Consider the following 20,280-nt stretch of genomic DNA (forward strand, 5'->3'; position numbering starts at 1 on the left):
GGTCGAATCCGAGGAGGCCCCGAGCTTACACCATGGGGGTGCTCAGGTCTCGCAGCGCCAGAGAGTAAAATTTTTATTGACCAAGAAGAATGATCGTTCTACTTTCATAAGCATGAACGACATGACCCACAATGAAACTCGCGACATTATCCTCGACGTCACTGAAAAGTTGATCTATCGCCACGGCATCGCCGCCACCGGCATGGACTTCCTGGTGAAAACCGCCGGCGTCTCGCGAAAAAGTATTTACCGTTACTTCGCCAATAAAGATGAGCTGGTGATCGCAGCCCTGCAGCGCCGCGACGAGCGCTGGATGCAATGGCTGCACGGCGAAGTGGAGCGCGTCGATGGCAGCGGCGAACGCTTGCTCGCGCTGTTCGACGCCCTCAAGGCCTGGTTCGCCTCGGCGGACTTTCGAGGTTGCGCCTTTATCAACACCAGTGGCGAAACCGGCGACCCGCACGACCCGGTACGCCTGTTGGCCAAGGCCCATAAACAGAAATTGTTCGAGTACGCACTCGAACTGTGCCAGGCACATGGTACCCCCGACCCCGAACGGCAGGCCGCGCAACTGCTGATCCTGATCGATGGCGCCATTACCGTTGCCCTGGTCATGGGTGATTCAACAGCTGCTGATAACGCGCAATGCATGGCGCGAACGTTATTGGGACTGTGAACCCACATGCCTGGCAACTTTCGATAACGCTGTAGGGTTTTAAGGAGCCACCTGATGTCATCTACCGCAGAAACACGTCCGCCCTTGCCGCCGTTTACCCGTGAATCGGCGATTGAAAAAGTGCGCCTGGCCGAAGACGGCTGGAATTCCCGCGACCCACACCGGGTGTCGCTGGCTTATACCCTGGACACGCAATGGCGTAACCGTGCCGAATTCGCCCATAACCGCGAAGAGGCCAAGGGTTTTCTCACTCGAAAATGGGCCAGGGAGCTGGATTATCGGCTGATCAAAGAGCTATGGGCCTTTACCGACAACCGCATCGCCGTGCGCTATGCCTACGAATGGCACGACGACTCGGGTAACTGGTTCCGCTCCTATGGCAATGAGAACTGGGAGTTCGACGAGAATGGCCTGATGGCCAATCGTTTTGCCTGCATCAACGACCTGCCGATCAAGGACAGCGAGCGCAAGTTCCACTGGCCGCTGGGACGACGCCCGGATGAGCATCCGGGGTTGTCCGCCCTGGGGCTTTGACTGAAGCCGCAAGCTTGAAACTTCAAGCTTGCGGCTTATTGCTCAATCCTGATTGAGGCCTACCCGATACAGCACCCCATCATCCTCATCCGTCAGCACATACAGAAAGCCATCCGGCCCCTGCCGCACATCGCGAATACGTGCCTTCAAGCCGCCCAGCAAACGCTCCTCATGGATGATCTTGTCGCCGTCGAACTGCAACCGAATCAGTTCCTGACTGGCCAGCGCACCGATGAACACGTTGTGCTGCCACGCTTTGAACCGATCGGCGTCGTAGAAAGCCATGCCACTGATAGCCGGTGATTTCTCCCACACATGATGAGGCGCCACGGTGCCTTCTGCGGTCTTGCCCTTGGCCTCGGGAATCGGTGTGAGCGAATAGTTGATGCCGTGAGTCGCCAGCGGCCAGCCGTAGTTCTTGCCCCGCTCGATAATGTTGATTTCATCACCGCCGCGCGGCCCGTGTTCGTTTTCCCAGATCGTGCCACTCCATGGGTTCAGCGCCAGCCCTTGCGGATTGCGCTGGCCGTAGGACCAGATCTCGGGGCGTACCCCGGGTTGACCGACAAACGGGTTGTCATCGGGCACGCGGCCATCCGGGTAGATCCGTACGACTTTGCCTTGCAACTTGTCCAGGTCCTGGGCGGTCGGGCGATCGTTGTTTTCCCCCAGGGTCACGAACAGGTAGCCATCGCGGTCGAAGGCCAGGCGCGAACCGAAGTGGTTGCCGGTGGAGAGCTTCGGCTCCTGGCGCAGGATCACGTTGAAATCGTTCAAGCCACTCATGTCCGTCGCCAGGCGCCCGCGACCCACTGCCGTGCCGGCCGTACCGCCTTTGCCACCGCCTTCGGCGTACGTCAGGTAGACCATGCGGTCCTGCTTGAAGTCCGGCGACAGCACCACATCGAGCAAACCGCCCTGCCCCTTGGCCCACACCTCAGGCACGCCGGTCAACGGCGCAGACAGCTTGCCGTCCGGACTGACAAAGCGCAGGCGGCCTGGACGCTCGGTCACCAGGAAACCTTGCTGGTCGGGTAGAAATGCCACGGCCCACGGGTGATCGAGGCCTTTGGCGATCGGCGTCGCGAAAATGCTGCCTTGTTCGCTGGGGAACTGCTGCGCATCGGCCGCATAAACGGACGTCTGCCCAAGCAGCGTGGTGGCGCACAGGGTGGCTAGCAGGGTTTTGCGTATAAACATAAGACAGCGTCCTTACCGGCGATTGCCGTTGGCATCATAGGTGGGGGCTTTGGTGTCGGTGGCCGGGCGGCTGGGGGTCGCATCGCGTTGCGGATAGCGATTGCCGATACCACCGTTTTCCAGGGTCGGCGCACGCGGGGTCGGCACGGTCTGAATGCCACGCACCGCCGGCGTATTGGGCTGGGTGCCCTGCATGCTGTTGGGATTGGCCCGGTGGATCGGACCGTTATTGGAATCGCTTCTGCCGGGCAGGTTTTGCGCGTGGGCAAATGGCCCAAGTGCCAGGCCTAACACCAGCACCGCGAGATGTCGCACACAGCTGTTCATGACAAAGCCTCTCTGGGGCGAGGAGTACGTGCTTTCGATACCACGCTACGCCCTGGGTTCGGCTTTCGTAACTAAATAGTTTCTCATCAGGTGTAACACGATCTGTCCGCGCATCTGCCGGGGGAAACTTTTCACGCAGCCGTCGAGTCACCAGAACACAGCTTCTTCTTAAGGAATCGCACGTATGCCACGGGCAATCTGGAAAGGCGCCATCAGTTTCGGCCTGGTTCATATTCCGGTATCGCTGGTCTCGGCCACGTCCGCCCAGGGCGTGGATTTCGACTGGCTGGACAAGCGCAGCATGGACCCGGTGGGCTACAAGCGCATCAACAAGAGTACCGGCAAGGAGGTCACCAAGGAGAATATCGTCAAGGGCGTGGCATTTGAGAAAGGCCGCTATGTGGTACTCAGCGAAGATGAGATCCGCTCGGCCCACCCCAAGTCGACCCAGACCATCGAGATCATCGCGTTTGTCGCCAGTGACCAAATTCCGTTGCAGAACATCGACACACCCTACTTCCTGGCCCCGGATAAACGCGGTGGCAAGGTCTACGCACTGCTGCGCGAAACGTTGAAGAAAACCCGCAAGGTCGCCCTGGCCAATGTGGTGTTGCACACCAAGCAACACCTGGCGGCACTGATGCCCCTGGAGTCGGCGCTGGTGCTGGTGATGCTGCGCTGGCCAGCTGAAGTGCGCAGCCTGGATGAACTGGAACTCCCCAGCGACGTGACCAAACCCGACCTGGCCAAGGGCGAGCTGGACATGGCCAAGCGTCTGGTGGAAGACATGAGCGCCGACTGGCAGCCCGAGGACTATCGCGACAGTTTCCAGGAAAAAATCATGGCGCTGGTGGCGAAGAAAGCCAAGGCCGGCAAGATTGAAGACGTGGAATCCCAGGAAGGCAGCGAGGAACGCAAGTCGGCCGATGTGATCGACCTGACCGAGCTGCTCAAACGCAGCCTGGCCGGCAAACCAACGACGAAAAAACCGGCGGCGAAAAAAGCCGGCAAAAAGGCCTCTTGAGCCTGCCATATACAGGAGAACTCCATGGCAAAGCCCCTGAGCGAATACAACCGCAAGCGCGATTTCGAGGTCACCGCTGAGCCATCAGGTAGCGCAGCAGGTCGAAAGCGCGAGGCATCGGCCCTGAGCTTCGTGATCCAGAAGCACGATGCGCGCAACCTGCACTATGACTTCCGCCTGGAACTCGACGGCGTGCTGCTCAGTTGGGCAGTGCCAAAGGGGCCGAGCCTGGACCCGAGCCAGAAACGCCTGGCGGTGCATGTTGAAGATCACCCCCTCAGTTATGGCGGTTTCGAGGGCAGCATCCCGGCCGGCCAGTACGGCGCCGGCGACGTGATCGTGTGGGACCGCGGCATCTGGCAACCCCATGGCGACCCGCACAAGGCCTACGCCGCCGGCAAACTCAAATTTACCCTGGTCGGTGAGAAGCTCTCGGGTGACTGGGCGCTGGTGCGTACGCGCCTGAAGGGCAGCGGCGACAAGGAGCAGTGGCTGCTGATCAAGGAACACGACCAACAGGCCCGCTCCGCGGCCGACTATGACATTGTGGAGGCCCAGCCAAAGAGCGTCCTCAGTGATGCATCCATCGGTAAACCCAAGGCCAAGCCTCGCGCCAAACCACAGAAGCAGGCGACAGCCCTCCCCGAGCAATTCGCACCGCAATTGGCAACCCTGGTAGACCGCGCGCCAGAAGGCGATTGGCACTACGAAATCAAGTTCGATGGTTACCGCATGCTCGCCCGCATCCGCGACGGCGAGGTCCGCCTGTTTACACGTAACGGCCACGACTGGACCGAACGCCTGCCACGCCAGGTCAAGGCCCTGCAGGCCCTCAAGCTCAAAGACAGTTGGCTCGACGGCGAAGTGGTCAGCCTCAATGACGAGGGCTTGCCCGACTTCCAGGCGCTTCAAAACGCCTTTGATATCGGCCGCAGTCTGGACATCGTCTACTACCTGTTCGACGCGCCGTTTTTAAACGGCAGCGATCAGCGCAAGGCGCCGCTGGAGGAGCGTCGCGCCGCGCTCAAGAACGCCTTGTCTGGTAGCCGCAGCAAACTGCTGCGCTTCTCCGAAGCGTTTGCCGCCAATCAACGCGATATCTTCGAAAGTGCATGCGACCTGGCCTTGGAAGGCGTGATCGGCAAACGTAAGGGCAGCCCCTACGTCTCCAGTCGAAATACCGATTGGATCAAACTCAAGTGCCGCCTGCGCCAGGAGTTCGTGATTGTCGGCTACACCCGGCCCCAGGGGTCACGCAGCGGTTTTGGCGCGCTGCTGCTGGCAGTCAATGACGATGGCGGGCTGGTCTACGCCGGGCGGGTGGGCACTGGTTTCGACCAAGCCTCATTGAAAAACATCTACGCACAGCTCACCCCGCTGGAGCGCGACGCATCGCCCCTGGAAAAACCCCTCACCAGCGCCCAGGCACGAGGTGTGCACTGGGTGGAACCGCGCCTGGTCGGCGAAGTGCAGTTTACGGAGTGGACCCGTGAAGGCGTGGTGCGCCAGGCAGCCTTCGTGGGGTTGCGTACCGACAAGCCAGCAACGCAGATCATCCATGAACAGCCGCGCGCGGCAAACTCCCTCAAAGCGGTGAAAGCCCCTAAGCCACGCGGCGGCGTAAACATCACTCACCCCGAGCGTGTCATCGACCCGCAGAGCGGCACGCAAAAACATCAACTGGCGCAGTTCTACGAGGGCATCAGCGAGTGGATCCTGCCTTTCCTGCGCCATCGCCCCGTGTCCCTGCTCAGGGCTCCGGAAGGCATCGAGGGTGAGCAGTTTTTCCAGAAGCACTCGGAACGCCTGGCCATTCCCAATATCAAACAACTGGACCCGGCGCTGGACCCAGGCCATGCGCGCCTGATGGAGATCGACACGACGAAAGCCCTGATCGGGGCCGTGCAAATGGGCAGCGTCGAGTTTCACACCTGGGGCGCCACCTCGGACAAGATCGAAACGCCGGACCTGTTTGTACTGGACCTGGACCCAGACCCGGCGCTGCCCTGGAAAGTCATGCTGGAGGCCGCGCACCTCACCCTGTCGGTACTGGACGAGTTGGGGCTCGAGGCCTTCGTCAAGACCAGCGGCGGTAAGGGCCTGCACCTGATCGTACCGTTGGCGCGGCGGGATGGCTGGGACACGGTAAAAGCCTTCGCCAAAGCCATCGCCCAGTTCATGGCCCGTCAGTTGCCCGAGCGTTTTACTGCCACCTCCGGGCCAAAAAACCGCGTAGGCAAGATCTTTATCGATTACCTGCGCAATGCCCGTAGCGCCAGTACAGTGGCGGCCTATTCGGTACGCGCACGGCCGGGCCTGCCCGTGTCGGTACCCGTCAGTCGTGAAGAGTTGAAAAGCTTGCGCAGTGCCCAGCAATGGACGGTGGCCAATTTGCTGGAACGTTTGCAAGGCTTGAAGGAAGACCCGTGGGCGGGCTATGCCAATCGGCAAAAAATCAACAAGAAGATGTGGGACCAATTAGACGCCGCGCCACCGAAATGAGTGGCGCCCAGACCCGCTTCAGATCAGCAGGAAGATGGCTGCCAGGGCAGCGAAGATCGCCCACTTTTCCAGGTAGTAACGCGTGCGGTTGCGCTTTTTCAGTTCTTTGCCACGCAAACGGATTTTGTACAGGCGAGTAAACGCACGGTTGAGCCCGCCGGTCTTGTCACCGGCGTCATTGGGCGAGCCTGCGGCCGCCATCACATTGCGGCTGAACCAGCGGTTGAAGGTTGCGGCCCAACGGTATTTCATCGGGCGTTCGATATCGCAAAACAGGATGATGCGGTTCTGCTGCGTGGTGTTTTCAGCATAGTGAATATACGTCTCGTCAAACATCACCGGCTCGCCGTCACGCCAGTAGTAACTTTCGCCATCCACATTGATGTAGCAGCCCGGATCATTCGGCGTGTCCAGGCCCAGATGGTAACGGTAGGAACCGGCATACGGGTCACGGTGACGCACCAGTTTGGAGCCCGGTGGCAACTCGGCGAACATCGCCGCCTTGATCGAGCCTATGCCCTGCACCAGCTCGGTGGTACGGGGGCACAGCTTCATCGCCGACGGGTGGCTGTCGCCGTACCATTTCAAGTAGAAACGCTTCCAGCCGGACTTGAAGAACGAGTTGAAGCCTACGTCGTTGTATTGGTCGGAGCGTTTGATTTCGCCCGCGCGCATCAGGGCCTGGCCTTCCCGGCGAATCTCCTCCCAGTGCTCTTGCAGCGGGCTCAGGTCGGGAAAATCGCTGGGTGATAAATAAGGGCGGCCGGGCAGTTTGGAGAACAGGTAAAGAAAGCAGTTGATCGGTGCAAGGAAGGTCGAATGATCACTGAGTTGGCGGCCCAGCTTATGCCGCACCCGACCACGCAGGTGTACATACGCAATGGAGGCAACGTAAAGAACAACAATGATGAGTTTCAAGAGATTTCGTCACATGTCAGAAGAAAACAGGCTGCTCCTGCGCGCCCACAACGGCTGAGGATGGATAGCAGCGTCTGAAATCACAATTCACACAATTGGCACGATCGGCTGGGTAATGACCCGATACGTGGTCCGTGGCAGTTATTTAGCCACAGTTTGTAACCAAAAGTTAATCAAGAATTGTGAAAACCTGTCTACTGAAGGTGCTGGGCTGGCGCCTCTGCGGCCGACCTTGCAACTACCCCACGCCGTATTCAGCCCGACCTATTGGTGTGGCGACCGGCGATCATCGAACACGGCACGGTTACGCCGTGCTTGCACAAAATGTCGAATTAATGCCAAGAATATTCCCAGCACCAGCCCGCCCACGAAACTGATTGCGATGATCGCGCCCACCCTTGGCTTTATCGGACTCAGCGGTTCCAGTGCCTGGCGATCCACGGTGACCAGTTTCAGCATGCTCATGTCGATATTCAGTCCGCGCAACCGCGCCTCTTCCGCCCGAAGGGGCTCTACGTCCTGCAGGAACATATCTTCGTTCTTGCGGCCGTTGAGTATTTCGACTTCGCGGTTGACGTCGAGCATGCGAAGTTCCTTGCCGATCTCGGCCACCCTGCTGTTGGTGAAATCATCGTTGGTACGCTGTTGCAGCGCAGCCCTCTCCGCCTCCAGCACTTCGGTGCCCATGAAATACAAAGGAATCGGCTGATTGGTCAAAACAATACTCGTCAACTGGTTCGAGCCACGAGGTCCATTCCGATCCAGGGCAGAGGGAGTGGTGGGGTTCTTGATGCCAATGGACTTGGCAATCGAGATCGCCTCGGCCAGTTCGGCCAAGCGGTTGGTGCGTTCCATTTTCATCTGCAACCGCAAGGCCGTGAGCTCGTCCTGCAAGCTAGCGCGTTTGACTTCGTCAGCCTCCAGCAACATGGCGGTCTTCGACGCTTTATCCGCCTCGTAGTTGGTACGCGCAGCATCGATCTTGCCCTTGAGTTCGTTAAGGCGGTTATTAACGATCACCTTGAGGTCGGACGCCACCTGGTTGCGCTCCTGCGCAATGGCGTAGTCGACGAAGCCGTTGAGAATGGCCGCGCCGTCAACTCCCTTGGGGTACTGCATTTCCAGGCGCAGATAGGAACTGGCCGCGTCAGGCCTCTTCGGATCAGGCGTCACCAGGTTTATGGAGTTCTGGTTGAACGCTTCAAAGCTCTGCTCCAGGCTTTGCCCTGGGCGTTGGAAGGCTTCGAACAGCGCAGGATTAGCCCTGAAAAAGCCCAGCCGAACCTCATAGGAGTCCAGCTGCGCCCCCACCTTGGCCAAGGCCTCGGCTGGCGGCAACTTGTAGACTTCGGAACGGTTAAGAGCATCCAACTCATTGATCGCCGCAGGTCGTAGCACACTGCTGACCTGGTAAACCCTGGGTGCAAGAAACGCATAGCCTACCCCCAGAACACACGCCAGAATCGTGCAACCGATTACCAGTTTTTTTTGCTTCCATATCCCGTGAAACAGTTCGAGAAGATCAATTTCGTCCGATACCAAATATTGATGACGCTGGGGGGTATTGTTCAAAGTTCGTACACTCTGATGAGTTGGAATCCGGCGCCCAAACACCCAGATCGGACTAACGACGAATAAACAGGGGGCAACTTCCCGGCATACCACAAATGCGGCACTTCGCCATCAAAAGGCCATCTATTTAACTTAGCCCTCACACTTAAGCAGCGGGAGGTTTCATTTCGGTTACACGACTGTTGTATGTGGCACCCACCTTGAGTACAGACGATTCGTTACGAGACGTTACCCGACAGGCAGGCAAAATAACGCAAATTGCCTGCCGGTAAACGCAAAATTACAAAAAAATAGAAAATAGGATAGTTCCTACATAGACTTTCGCTTTAGATAAAGAAAACACCGCTTTGTTCAGAACGACCGGCAACTAATTTTTCAGCAAAAGGAATTTGTATGTCATCCACTTCAGACCCGGATATTCAAGCCCTTCAAGGCACCTGGGAGCAAACCTCACTCGAAGACAGTGGCGTGCTCAATCCCATCGATGCCCACAGCGCTCCGGGTGCATTAACCACTATTATCAGCGACCGCTTCGAAGTGAGGACCGTCAGTGGCGAGGTGTTGTTGGCTGGCCGATTTTTCCTGGACAGCACCACGCGCCCCAAGAGCATCACCTGGGTAGACGCCATAGGCGATGACGCCGGCAAGCACTTGCCCGCCAGCTATCGCCTCGAAGGGGATACGTTTGTGTTCATTGCGGCGGATGAAGGTATGCCCAGGCCCGTCTCATTCAGGACGGGTGCAGGCCAAACCATGCGCAGTTTCATACGGCGCTCCTGAGGCGCACGCCATCCGAACTTGCGACAGCGTTTTCACAATACCTTTACTTTCAGCTCTATAGGGTGAGACCTATCTACTCCAGTGAATCCTTTGGCCCGCCTGCCCTGGCGGGCCTTTTTTGCGTGCAAAATTCCACTCAGACGCACGGTTTGGTGGCGGCCAGCGTAAAGCACAAGGGCAGTTGAGCAGGCTGGTGCTCGTACTGGTCGTACAGTTCTTCGCGGTTGGAATGGGCATACTCCTGCAAGTGGTTGATCTGCAAGTCAGCGCAAATCGCCGCGCTTACTACATCTCCCAGAGTGTGCACATACCAATAGGAGGTCGGCCCCGCCACTTCGCCCAGCCCCTCATAGATAATCGACTCCTGCAGCACAAAAGGCTCACGCTGGAAGTACGAACTGGCCGGCAAGAGCGGGTCTGGCGCGCGCGGGTCGAACATTTCCAGAAACGGGTGGGTTTCATACATCACCAGCGTGCCACCGGGTTTCAAGGTCCTGGCAACATGGCGCATGAACAGTGCCACATCCGGCATCCAGCCCAGCACGCCGATGGTCACCAAGGCGATGTCAAAGCGCTCGTGCAGGCGGGAAGGCAGCTGGTGGATATCGCTTTCGATGAACTCCGGGTTATGGGGCGAAACGTCGGCAAGCTCGCGGGCCTGCTGCAGGAACGCCCGGGATTGATCCACACCGACGACCGAGCGCGCGCCCAGGCCAAACAGCGACAGGCTTTCGCGACCGTTATTGCAGCACACCTGCACCACCTCTTTGCCGGCAACGCCGATGTCTTGCAACAGCCCGGTAAGGGTGGAGTCCAGGCACGAAAAATCAGGGTCGCGGACCCCGCCAAGCAGTGCGCTCCAGGTCTCGGTGGTTTTGTGCAGGTCGGCGGATTGGTCCCAGGCGTCCTTGTTGCAGGCAATCGCTTGTTGAGCTGAGGGCATGTCCATTGCGTCTCCAGATATTCTTACAGGGGGGATCAGAAAATAAGCCAAGTGGGCAAGGATTAAAACCCCGGGGGAGCGGGCGAAACTTAATGTGGAGCGCACAGGTCATTAGCCCATCGAGTGTTCAGCCGTTGAACGCCCCTTCCGAAGACTGCGCCATGGCCAGAGCCTCCGACCTGCGTAATACCCTGTCCCTGGACAGCCTGAATTTTTTCCTGGCGGATGTGCGCGACGGCCTTGGCCCGTACCTGGCCATCTACCTGCTGGCGGTTCACAAGTGGGACCCCGCCAGTATCGGCGTGGTCATGACCCTGGCGGGTATCGCCGCACTGATCACCCAGGGCCCGGCGGGCGCACTGATCGACCGCACGCACAGCAAACGCGCAGTGATTGCCATTGCCGCCCTGCTGGTGACGGGCAGTTGCCTGCTGCTGCCCTTCGTCAGTTCATTCAGCCTCGTGGCCTTGACCCAGGCGGCCAGCGCCGTCGCCGCCTCGGTGTTCGCTCCAGCCATCTCCGCGATTTCCCTGGGCATTACCGGACCACGTGCCTTTACCCGCCGCACCGGGCGCAATGAAACCTTCAACCATGCCGGCAACGCTGTGGCTGCACTGCTCGCCGGTGGCCTGGCGTATCTGTTTGGGCCCGTTGTGGTGTTCTACTTGATGGCCTTTATGGCGGTGGCCAGTGTCGTCGCGGTCAGTTGTGTCTCGGCCAAGGCTATCGACCATGAGGTTGCCCGAGGCTTCGACCCCGCCCACGCGGCCGATCACGAGCAGCCGTCCGGGCTTAAGGTGCTGCTGGCGAACCGCCCGCTGTTGCTGTTCGCCATCTGCTGCGCCCTGTTCCATTTGGCCAATGCAGCCATGCTGCCGCTGGTCAGCCAGAAGCTCTCGCAGATCAACCTGCAGATGGCCACACCGCTGACCTCGGCGTGTATTGTCGCCGCACAATTGGTGATGGTGCCGATGGCCTGGCTGGTGGGCAGCAAGGCCGACGTGTGGGGGCGCAAACCGCTGCTGCTGTTCGGCTTCATGATTCTGCCGCTGCGTGGTGTGCTCTATACCCTGTCCAGCGATCCCTATTGGCTGGTGGCTGTGCAAATGCTCGACGGTATCGGCGCGGGGATTTTCGGAGCGCTGTTCCCGGTGATCGTCAAGGACTTGACCCAGGGCACCGGGCGTTTCAACGTCAGCCTGGGCGCGCTGTCCACGGTATTTGGCCTGGGCGCGGCACTGAGCAGCAGCTTGGCCGGGTTCGTGGTGCAACAGGCGGGCTACAACGCAGCATTCCTCACCCTGGCCGGTGTGGCTTTCGTCGCGTTGGCGCTGTTATGGCTGGCGATGCCGGAGACGCTGGCGAAGCCCATCTTCGCGCCCCACGCATCTGCCGCCTGATATAAGCGATACTGTGCGCCGAACCCAAACAGCAAATGGAGTTGCCCCTATGAAGAAAAACATCCTGTATCCGCTATTGCTTCTGCTTGCAGGATGCAGCACGGGGCCCTATCTGCATCCGGAGTCGACGGTGGGCAGCAACGCCCTGCTTTCGCGCACCTGCCCCGGCCCGAAAGCGGCGATGAGCTATGCCCCGCTGTCAGAAGCACTCAACTGGGTTCATGTGCTGGTCTATGTGGCGCCACCCGGCACCTCCAGTTGGCCGGGCAACCAGCGCTCAACCGCAGCTGAACTGCGCCTGTTTGGGCGGCTCTACCCATCTATTACCTCGGTGCAGCGCACAGCAGCCGTCAAACAGCCCGACCCGGCGCTTTGGGTCAGCGCGGCATCGCCCGTTGTCACGGTCACGCTGGCTAATGGGCAAAGTTATCCTGTCACCATTGAACAACTCAAAACTGGTTTCGACCCCAGGAAAACATTCCACGACGGGTTCAAAGGAACAGCGTTGGGTCAAGGCGATATGGATGATTTCACGCTCACCTTCCCGGACATATTCGTCAACGGTGAAAAAGTCCCTATGGCCCCGATTCATTTCAAGAAACGCGAAGAGCGTTATGCGCCTGTGTTTAATTGCTGACGGGCCGAGTTTCTGGCGCTCAGCCGACTCTGTTATCGTGCGTCCTTCGAACGCAATGGAAGCATCGAAGAGTGAATTCCTGGAAGACGCTGACAATCGCCCTCATGGCATCGATCAGCACCAACGCTATGGCATGGTATGTGGAGAATCCGGTCGAGAGAGCGCTGAGCGCCACCACCCTGTTCCCGACCATTATCCTCGGCGGGACCACGGCATTTACGGTCTACTCGCCCTCAATAATGAAAAAAGCGAAGGATGATGCCCTTGCATTCATTGGCTCCGAGGGCGAAATTCGCGGCGCTCAGTTTGAGCAGGCATCTCTACACTACCGCTCGGCCCCTCACACGCGTCCCATGACCGACATGCAGCTCGCGCAGGCGATCGCAACCACTTACTGAGCGCGGGGGGCCTCGTCGAGACTGATCTCAACGCTTCGGGAAACCTGAGTTTTCCATACCCTCCGTGCCAGTCGTAAGAGCAGATAGAAGGAGGAACTCATGGCTGTTCCAGCCTCCAAGGCAGAATTGCTTGCGGCCATTACGACGACCTTCAACACGCTGATGAGCGATCTGGCCAAGGTTGCGCCTGATCGTGCGCGTGAAGCCACACTGAAGGGTCATGTCGACGGTACCACCATGAGTCCGGCCGATCTGGTGGCCTACCTGATTGGATGGAACGAGTTGGTACTGAAATGGCTGGACCGCGACGACCGGGGTGAACCGGTTGAGTTTCCTGAGATCGGCTTCAAATGGAACCAGCTCGGCCTGCTGGCGCAGAAGTTTTATGCAGATCACAACGCACTCGAATGGCAAGAACTGATTGCCCGTCTGGTAGAAGCAAAAACACGGCTCGCGGCGACGATCACGGCAAGGTCAGAGGATGAACTCTATGGCAGCGCCTGGTACGGAAAATGGCCCAAGGGCCGCATGATTCAGTTCAATACTTCGTCTCCTTACGCCAATGCCCGAACGCGCATTCGTGCGTGGCTGAAGGTGCAAGGCTGAAAATGCAGCCGCGGTTGTTCAGCGCTATAAAATCAACGATCCCGCCCCGCACACGTTGAGATTCGCCAGGAAACACACGGATCGCCGGAAAAAGCGAAGGCAACGTTCTGGAAACACCTTCCATTTTCCCGCCGCCAACGAGCTCGGAGTACGTCAAGCAGGCATCCGACCTGCAAAGCAGCGTCGACTTTATGCGGCGATCAGAACGCCAGTTGGTATGAAGTTGCCACCCAAAATAGGCATCTCGCTATGGGTGGTGCCGTTCAGCATCCACTGCATTACGGAAGAGAGGGACAGAACGATACAGCGCTGATCATTCCGAATGTAGTCGGCTTCATCGAGGCTTGAGCGCTTGACTGGTTTGGGCATGGGCTCGGCAAAACGATGGTTTCTTCAAACTCTCTAGGATGTTCGCCATTACACGCGGTATATCTTAAAATGCCCGGTTGCCGAAGAGCCGCCATGTTCATATCCATGAAGGCCTTCCATCCTTTACAAATAAGCGTGGTTAAGATGAACAGGCCTTTCATTTCGCTCTGCCCTGAAATTACTCGGGCGCATGCGCTGACATTAATGAATTGGTTAGAGGATGAACGCGTCACCTGCTACCTGAGCGATTCGCGTCATGTCTCCCGCTCCATCGAGCAAGCCATTGATCGAACTCAGTTGCCGATCCTGACCCATCTATTCAACCGGGGCGGCAGATTCTTTATGGCCTATGACCGGCATGACGCCCCGGTGGGCTTTGTCCGTCTGGTCAAGACCGGCTCAAATTGCGAGATAGTCCTGGTCATCGGAGACAGCGACAAATGGGGCCGAAACCTAGGCGCCCGCACGATCCGCGAAGGCATGAAACTGGCTTTCCTCGACATGCGGGCCGAGAAGCTCATCGCCAAGATTCACCCGGACAACTCGCGCTCGCTAAAAGCCTTTTTGCGCAGCGGCTTTATGCTTGAGAGCGAAACGCCGACATTGAAGTCATTTTCCATGACGGAGGAACGCTATCTCCAGTTCTTACGCGAAGGAGCCGGTGGCGACTCCAGTAGGATCTACATCACTGAAATCGACAAGGCCAGGCTCTACGGTCTAATCGCGTTCGAGCAAGGCTCGGCGGTTGTTGAGCTCGAACATGAGCTTGAACGAGCCATTGTCGTCAAGCCGCAGCAGGTGGCGTGCAATGTCATCACGATGAACTCTAGGGCTTTGCTGCAACTGGACGACGAAGAGCTCGAAGTGGCGTTGGTCTACCCTGAAGACGCGGACAGCAATGCAGGGAAGCATTCCGTGTCTTCTGATATAGGCGCCGCCATCCTTGGCTATCAGGAGGGAGATGCCATCGACTGGCGAATTTCTGATCGGACCCGCCGGATTGAGATCAAGAAAGTGCTTTACCAGCCGGAGGCTGCGGGCGATTTCCACCTATAACTGCGCCTTTGGCTCAGTACTCATCCATCAGACGCCGAAAGGCGTGATGCCCAAACGCACATACATTTTCGGCAGCAAGAATCGGAGTGCGAGCACATTTCGAAGATTCTTACGATGAGACTCCAAACTTAGAGAAGTCCACCATGGCTTCCGTATAGCTGGCCTTTTCCCCTTAAACACTCCAATAAATTCTTGGATTGCGCGGCATTAGCTATGCAATTCTCGAGTCATTTTTGAGTTAACGAACAGCGCTGAAGGCAGCCCATGAAATTATCCGATTATGTTCGACTACTTGCTCTGGCGGCGATCTGGGGCGCCAGCTTCCTCTTCATGCGCATCTCGGCTCCTGTTTTGGGCGCATTGCCGACTGCATTTTTTCGCGTGTTGTTGGGTGCTATTGGCTTGGCCGTCATTCTTGCCATTTTAAAAACCAAAGTCGACTTCAAAGGCAAGCTGCAGCAGATCATGGTCTTGGGCGTTATCAATTCGGGCATCCCATTTTTGATGTATAGCGTGGCGGCACTGCTGTTACCTGCCGGCTATTCAGCAATTTTCAATGCGACCACACCGATGATGGGCGTCTTGATCGGTTGGATGTGTTTCAGCGATTCGTTGACACTGAAAAAAGGTGTCGGCGTTTTGATCGGGCTTATGGGCATTACGTTGCTGACCAGCACCGGCCCCGTCACACTTTCAATGAACGTGGTCATGGGCGCGTTGGCATGTTTAGTCGCCACCAGTTGCTACGGTGCAGCAGGATTTCTGACTAAACGATGGGTAGCTGACAAGGGTGGGCTTGACGCGAAACTCGTAGCTTTTGGTAGTCAGATTGGCGCGACGCTGTTTCTCGTTCCGTTTTTCGGAATCTCAACCGCAATAAACCCACCGGCGAGCTGGGGTAACCCAGAGGTCTGGATAGCACTGGTTGCGCTGGGTTTCATCTGCACTGCGTGTGCGTACATTCTGTACTTCCGCTTGATCGCGGATATCGGGCCGGTGCGTTCGCTGACCGTGACCTTCCTAATCCCTCCCTTCGGCGTGCTGTGGGGTGTGATGTTCCTTGATGAACATCTTTCGGCCGCGCATTTGTACGGCGGCGGGCTCATCTGTTTAGCTGTGTGGTTCGTTCTCAGCAAGAGCAAGCCGAAGCAAGAACCCTCAACAGCTTCGGATTGATCCAACAACAACAGGCGGTGAATCTCTTCGCTCTGCTCTGTGACGCGCTCGGTGAGCCGGCCCACCTGACTGGTGAGGGCTTCGATTTTTCCTTCCATGCGGCCGACTGCGGCGGCAAGGTCGTTGCGTTCCTTGGCGAACTGACCGGCGCGGGACTCGGCCTCTTTACTGGCTGCGCGTTCCTGGTTCAGCAGTTCGTTTAGGCGCTTCAACGTGCCGATATCGGCGCTGTTCATGGCTCGGTCGGTCGGGTCCTTCGAAAGGAACCGGCAAAGAAAAGCGTCTGCATATGCAGACGCTAGAAACAGGTGCAAATGCCTTCGTACTCGTAGCAATAGAATGCGTAGCAGCGATGAACGGGCTGCTGCTCAGTTTGCTGCCGATAGAATGGGATCATGAAGAGGTATCAGTATGATTCTGCGCAAACTCAATATCGCCCCACGCTCCGCACTTAGCTTTGGTTTTTTTGCTCGATGATTATTGGGTTGGGAGTGGTAGCTCTCATCCAGGCATCAAGCTTGAACGACGCTGAAAAGTTTGTAGAAAACAACGTGGTGCCCAGCATTTCGATACTCGCCAAGATGGACCGCGAGTTTTTAAGCATTCGAAATAATAATTCGAGATTGCGTAACCCTATTGAGCCTGCCGAGCGCAGAGCTCAAGCGCTTGTAGAGGTCCAAACATCGCGCGGAAGTTTTAAGGATCTTATTCAGAAACTCCAACCGCTCATCGTAACGGCTAAAGGCAAACAGCTTATCGAGGAGTTGGCGAAAGGTTACAGCACGTATGAGGTCGTTCAGGATCAATATTTGGCCCTTACAGGTGCCGGGAAATTCGAGGATGCAGTCAAGCTGTCCAGCGAGGTAATGAAGTTTGGGGCGGATGGCGTAAACACCGTTCTCCAGAACCTGACCGAACTCAATAACAATAAAGCAATGAATGCTGGCAGAGATGCAACGCGTATTTATGAACAAAGCAAACTGATCGTCGGCGGTTTCATTTTGGTGAGTACGCTGGCTGCGATCGTCCTTGCTTTGATGTACACCCGAAGCCTCACCACCCCAGTGAATCGATCATTGGCCATCGCTGAGCGGATCGCGAAAAACGACCTTAGCGAAGTGATCGATGTGCAAGGCACCGACGAAGTAGCGCGGCTGATGCATGCTTTGAAAGCGATGCAGGCCAACTTGCGAACCACGCTTCTGTCGATATCCGACTCATCCAACCAGCTGGCATCAACATCCGAGGAAATGCATGCCGTAACCGAAAACGCGAATACCGGCATGCAGCAACAGAGCCACGAGGTAGAAATGGCCGCTACGGCTGTTACCGAGATGAGCGCTGCAGTTGAAGAAGTCGCCCGAAATGCCTCTGCGGCATCTGAGGCCGCTACACACTCCAATTCGGCGGCTATTGCCGGCCGCGCACGAGTGGATGAAACCGTCGAAGCGATTAGCCTGATGGTCTCAAGCGTGGGAGACGCATCCAATGAGGTTCAAGGTCTCGCGGTGATGGCTACCGACATCAGTAAGGTGCTAGACGTCATCAGGGCCATCGCCGAACAGACGAATTTGCTTGCACTCAACGCTGCAATCGAAGCCGCCCGGGCAGGAGAAGCAGGCCGCGGATTCGCAGTGGTAGCCGATGAAGTCCGAGCGCTCGCGCATAGAACGCAAACTTCAACCAGCGAGATCGAACAGATGATCACGTCCATCCAGAAAGGCACTGGAGCCGCCGTTTCTGCAATGAGCAATACCAACATCCAAGCACAAACAACACTCGACACAGCGCGTGGTGCTGGCTCGGCATTGGTGGAAATTACCGAAACCATTGACAACATCACGGAACGCAACGTGCTGATTGCCACAGCATCCGAGGAGCAAGCTCAAGTAGCCCGGGAAGTGGATCGAAGCCTGGTCAGTATCCGCGATTTGTCGAGCCAGGCCTCTGAAGGATCAAACCAGACCGCGTTAGCCAGTTCGGAACTGTCGAAGCTGGCGGCTGAACTGAACCGAATGGTTAACCAATTTCGCCTGTAGCTAATCGGACACACAGAGCCCCGCCGATGGCCGGGCTCTGTGTTTTAACTTTTAACCGCTGAAGACTACTTAGCGCCGCCGTTGCTGCGATCATTCTGAGCGTCCTGATCCGATCCTGGGTTTCCAGGCGGCGGATTCCAATCCTCTGGACTCTCACCAGTACCCTGCTTGGGCTCGGACTCAGCTTGCTCAAGACCGGAGTCATGACCTTCGCCCGTCTCAGGCACTTCCTCTTTTGGTCCCGGATATGCCGCTGCAGGACCATTATTGTCATCCACCATAAATCATCTCCTGTCTGTAGCGCGGGGTTGCGCGTATAACTGGGAGGGATTAATTAGACAGAAAGTGCTTCTGCCTCGACGAGCGGACGAAAAAAAACCGTCCAGTGACGAGGCTCTCTAATATCAATCCCTTATGCGCAAGATTGACAGGATGGATAAATCCTTCTCTCACTTTCTCACTCGTTGCAACGGCTCTTTGCTACGCCGCGCGGCCTTCGATTAATCCCTCTGCGTCGAGCAGTTCCTGAGCGGCAGTGAGCGCCTCGTTCACTGGGTCATCCAATGTCTTGCGGATCCCTGAGCGCCAACGGTACCGGGTCGACTCCAGCTTGCCCTCATTATCCCAATTGGTGATGTCGTAACAAGCAGCCGGCAGCACCGCAGCGGAGCGCTTGCCCTCGGCACCGGCAACCTGAGGAATGGCCCAGGTCAGGACGGCATGGCGAACAGAACAGCGACAAGCACGCGCTGCTTGACGATCAGCTTGAACCAGGCGGAATTCCGTCCTTGTTGAAGTCCTTCAAGCGTTCGCGCTCTTGCTCGGTGGAGTGCGCCGGGGTTTCCTGCTCGGGCTCTTTCTTCTTTTCTTTAGTCATCGCTATGTCCTCTGGGTGGTAGCTGTTTCGGCACCTGATGGAATCAGCAGTTCAAATCAATCTACTCCACCGCCGGGCATGGCCCGGCAAAGACTCCTCATGCCTACAGAAAACCACATCGCCGCGCCGCTAAAGGTCGAGCGCTCGACAGTCACAAAACTGGTCATCACCGGCGCGCCATTGCTTCGGCTGGGCTTCATCAATCTTAAAACGCGACAGGGTATGCGGCAGCAAACCGCAGGGGCATATGTTGCCTCCTTGATGTAGCCCTTTCCCCTCTGAATAAGCCTGCCGGAAACCGGTGGGCTACTCTCCGCCGCCCCGCGCGGCCAGGACCACACATGTCAGCAGCAGAACAACTCAACGACGGATCGATCCGCATCCGGTTTATGTGGAACGGCAGCCGGCGCAGTGAAACGCTCCCCTACCCAAGAGCAACAAAAAGGAGGTTGACCCTTCACGCTGGAATAAGCAGACCAGATAGCGAAGATGTACGAGCACTATCACTGGCCCAATACGATTTATTGAGCGCTTCGTTTTGTTGAATGATAGCCCCCTGCAAAGCCCTCTATTCGCCAGGGAAAGCAGCTGAGCGCGCGAAAAAAACAAAGGTCAGGTGCTGGAAACACCTTCCATTTTCCCGCCGCCAACGAACTCGGAGTACGTCAAGCAGGCATCCGACCTGCACCCGCAATGGCTTGCCACATTCAGAGCGCTGAATATCCCTCGTCGGCCGCCATACAACTGTCGCCTCACATATGCGACAATGCGCGCCAAATTCCAACACACATCCCCCATTTTTTGCTCAGCGACCGGGTTTCGCGCCTTGATGTCGCTGTTGATGCATGCCTGAAGGCTCCTGCCGCCACGCTCGCAACCCATTGATAGGTAAAGTAATTGATCTCCACAGCTAACATCACCATGCGGTATGAAACGCATTCTGATGATTACTGCTGATCAGTGTTTACTGGGTCAAGTCGTCATGAGCAATCAACGATAAACCACCGAAATTCACCCGTTGGTCCCAAGATTGGTCCCAGCGGGCAAATTTCAGCCCATGCCGAAACTGCATAACCCTTCCCTGACCTCCTGCCGACCGAACACAATCCATCAGAAAGCCAAAGACACGAGACACATCATGACCGCTTTCGGCCGAGGCTATGTAAAACCGTTTTGAACGCGAGACGTACTCAGAAGCGGACTGGAATCGTGCACCCGGCATTTCCCGCTACAGCTAGCAATCGCT

At 57.2% G+C, this 20,280-nt stretch carries 18 protein-coding genes and 1 pseudogene; 13 read left to right on the plus strand and 6 right to left on the minus strand.

Translation table 11 applies throughout. The features are described from left to right. Window positions 1-112 precede the first annotated feature (112 nt). Both ACHPFG_RS16445 and ACHPFG_RS16450 read left to right on the plus strand, forming a co-directional pair. Complete coding sequence (locus tag ACHPFG_RS16445; protein WP_259242482.1) at window positions 113-676, plus strand: TetR/AcrR family transcriptional regulator; 564 nt, start codon at window positions 113-115, stop codon at window positions 674-676. Between the two features lie 54 nt (window positions 677-730). Beyond that, window positions 731-1,210, plus strand: a complete 480-nt coding sequence (locus tag ACHPFG_RS16450; RefSeq protein ID WP_431699814.1) for a DUF1348 family protein — start codon at window positions 731-733, stop codon at window positions 1,208-1,210. 42 nt (window positions 1,211-1,252) lie between these two features. Here the strand turns inward: ACHPFG_RS16450 and ACHPFG_RS16455 are convergent, their stop codons facing one another. Together ACHPFG_RS16455 and ACHPFG_RS16460 are read right to left on the minus strand one after the other, a co-directional pair. Next, on the minus strand, window positions 1,253-2,410 hold the full coding sequence (locus ACHPFG_RS16455) for a PQQ-dependent sugar dehydrogenase (RefSeq protein ID WP_431699815.1): 1,158 nt from the start codon (window positions 2,408-2,410) through the stop codon (window positions 1,253-1,255). A 12-nt stretch (window positions 2,411-2,422) separates the two neighbouring features. Beyond that, entirely contained in the window at window positions 2,423-2,737 is a 315-nt protein-coding gene (locus ACHPFG_RS16460) for a hypothetical protein (RefSeq protein ID WP_431699816.1), read from the minus strand. Window positions 2,738-2,921: 184 nt separating this feature from the next. Between ACHPFG_RS16460 and ACHPFG_RS16465 the strand changes: the two genes are divergently transcribed. Beyond that, window positions 2,922-3,761 carry a Ku protein gene (locus tag ACHPFG_RS16465; RefSeq protein WP_431699817.1) on the plus strand — a complete coding sequence of 280 codons (840 nt, stop codon included), beginning with the start codon at window positions 2,922-2,924 and terminating at the stop codon, window positions 3,759-3,761. Between the two features lie 24 nt (window positions 3,762-3,785). Further along, on the plus strand, window positions 3,786-6,263 hold the full coding sequence (gene ligD / locus ACHPFG_RS16470) for a DNA ligase D (RefSeq protein ID WP_431699818.1): 2,478 nt from the start codon (window positions 3,786-3,788) through the stop codon (window positions 6,261-6,263). An 18-nt stretch (window positions 6,264-6,281) separates the two neighbouring features. Here the strand turns inward: ligD and lpxO are convergent, their stop codons facing one another. Continuing rightward, entirely contained in the window at window positions 6,282-7,181 is a 900-nt protein-coding gene (gene lpxO, locus ACHPFG_RS16475) for a lipid A hydroxylase LpxO (protein ID WP_431699819.1), read from the minus strand. Between the two features lie 264 nt (window positions 7,182-7,445). After that, the gene (locus tag ACHPFG_RS16480; protein WP_431699820.1) at window positions 7,446-8,753 is read right to left on the minus strand and encodes a Wzz/FepE/Etk N-terminal domain-containing protein; all 1,308 of its coding nucleotides are present in this window, start codon (window positions 8,751-8,753) and stop codon (window positions 7,446-7,448) included. A gap of 393 nt (window positions 8,754-9,146) precedes the next feature. On the opposite strand from ACHPFG_RS16480, the gene ACHPFG_RS16485 reads away from it, so the two are divergent. Then, window positions 9,147-9,533: a TIGR03067 domain-containing protein gene (locus ACHPFG_RS16485; protein ID WP_431699821.1), complete on the plus strand. Its 387-nt coding sequence runs from the start codon at window positions 9,147-9,149 to the stop codon at window positions 9,531-9,533. A 136-nt stretch (window positions 9,534-9,669) separates the two neighbouring features. Here the strand turns inward: ACHPFG_RS16485 and ACHPFG_RS16490 are convergent, their stop codons facing one another. After that, a complete protein-coding gene (locus ACHPFG_RS16490; RefSeq protein ID WP_431699822.1) occupies window positions 9,670-10,482 on the minus strand; it encodes a class I SAM-dependent methyltransferase in 813 nt (270 codons plus the stop codon). Between the two features lie 155 nt (window positions 10,483-10,637). Here ACHPFG_RS16490 and ACHPFG_RS16495 point away from each other — a divergent pair, with 155 nt between their 5' ends. The 6 genes from ACHPFG_RS16495 to ACHPFG_RS16520 all read left to right on the plus strand — a co-directional run bounded on the left by ACHPFG_RS16495 (window position 10,638) and on the right by ACHPFG_RS16520 (window position 16,118). Beyond that, entirely contained in the window at window positions 10,638-11,876 is a 1,239-nt protein-coding gene (locus tag ACHPFG_RS16495; RefSeq protein ID WP_145338632.1) for an MFS transporter, read from the plus strand. Between the two features lie 49 nt (window positions 11,877-11,925). Then, on the plus strand, window positions 11,926-12,513 hold the full coding sequence (locus ACHPFG_RS16500; protein ID WP_431699823.1) for a hypothetical protein: 588 nt from the start codon (window positions 11,926-11,928) through the stop codon (window positions 12,511-12,513). 71 nt (window positions 12,514-12,584) lie between these two features. Continuing rightward, a complete protein-coding gene (locus tag ACHPFG_RS16505; protein ID WP_431699824.1) occupies window positions 12,585-12,911 on the plus strand; it encodes a DUF2388 domain-containing protein in 327 nt (108 codons plus the stop codon). Between the two features lie 99 nt (window positions 12,912-13,010). Further along, the gene (locus ACHPFG_RS16510; RefSeq protein ID WP_431699825.1) at window positions 13,011-13,517 is read left to right on the plus strand and encodes a ClbS/DfsB family four-helix bundle protein; all 507 of its coding nucleotides are present in this window, start codon (window positions 13,011-13,013) and stop codon (window positions 13,515-13,517) included. Between the two features lie 462 nt (window positions 13,518-13,979). Then, window positions 13,980-14,942 (plus strand): GNAT family N-acetyltransferase, encoded by a 963-nt coding sequence (locus tag ACHPFG_RS16515; protein WP_431699826.1) that lies wholly within the window; start codon window positions 13,980-13,982, stop codon window positions 14,940-14,942. Window positions 14,943-15,206: 264 nt separating this feature from the next. Continuing rightward, on the plus strand, window positions 15,207-16,118 hold the full coding sequence (locus ACHPFG_RS16520) for a DMT family transporter (RefSeq protein ID WP_431699827.1): 912 nt from the start codon (window positions 15,207-15,209) through the stop codon (window positions 16,116-16,118). 11 nt (window positions 16,119-16,129) lie between these two features. On the opposite strand, the pseudogene ACHPFG_RS16525 reads toward ACHPFG_RS16520, so the two are convergent. Further along, window positions 16,130-16,432: pseudogene (locus tag ACHPFG_RS16525) on the minus strand (hypothetical protein); the annotation flags it as partial. A gap of 159 nt (window positions 16,433-16,591) precedes the next feature. Between ACHPFG_RS16525 and ACHPFG_RS16530 the strand changes: the two are divergent. Next, window positions 16,592-18,157, plus strand: a complete 1,566-nt coding sequence (locus ACHPFG_RS16530) for a methyl-accepting chemotaxis protein (protein WP_431699828.1) — start codon at window positions 16,592-16,594, stop codon at window positions 18,155-18,157. Between the two features lie 976 nt (window positions 18,158-19,133). Further along, window positions 19,134-19,301 (plus strand): hypothetical protein, encoded by a 168-nt coding sequence (locus tag ACHPFG_RS16535; protein ID WP_431699829.1) that lies wholly within the window; start codon window positions 19,134-19,136, stop codon window positions 19,299-19,301. Window positions 19,302-20,280: the final 979 nt, after the last annotated feature.

The sequence above is a fragment of the Pseudomonas sp. BR20 genome, from assembly GCF_050780135.1.
Classification (GTDB): domain Bacteria; phylum Pseudomonadota; class Gammaproteobacteria; order Pseudomonadales; family Pseudomonadaceae; genus Aquipseudomonas.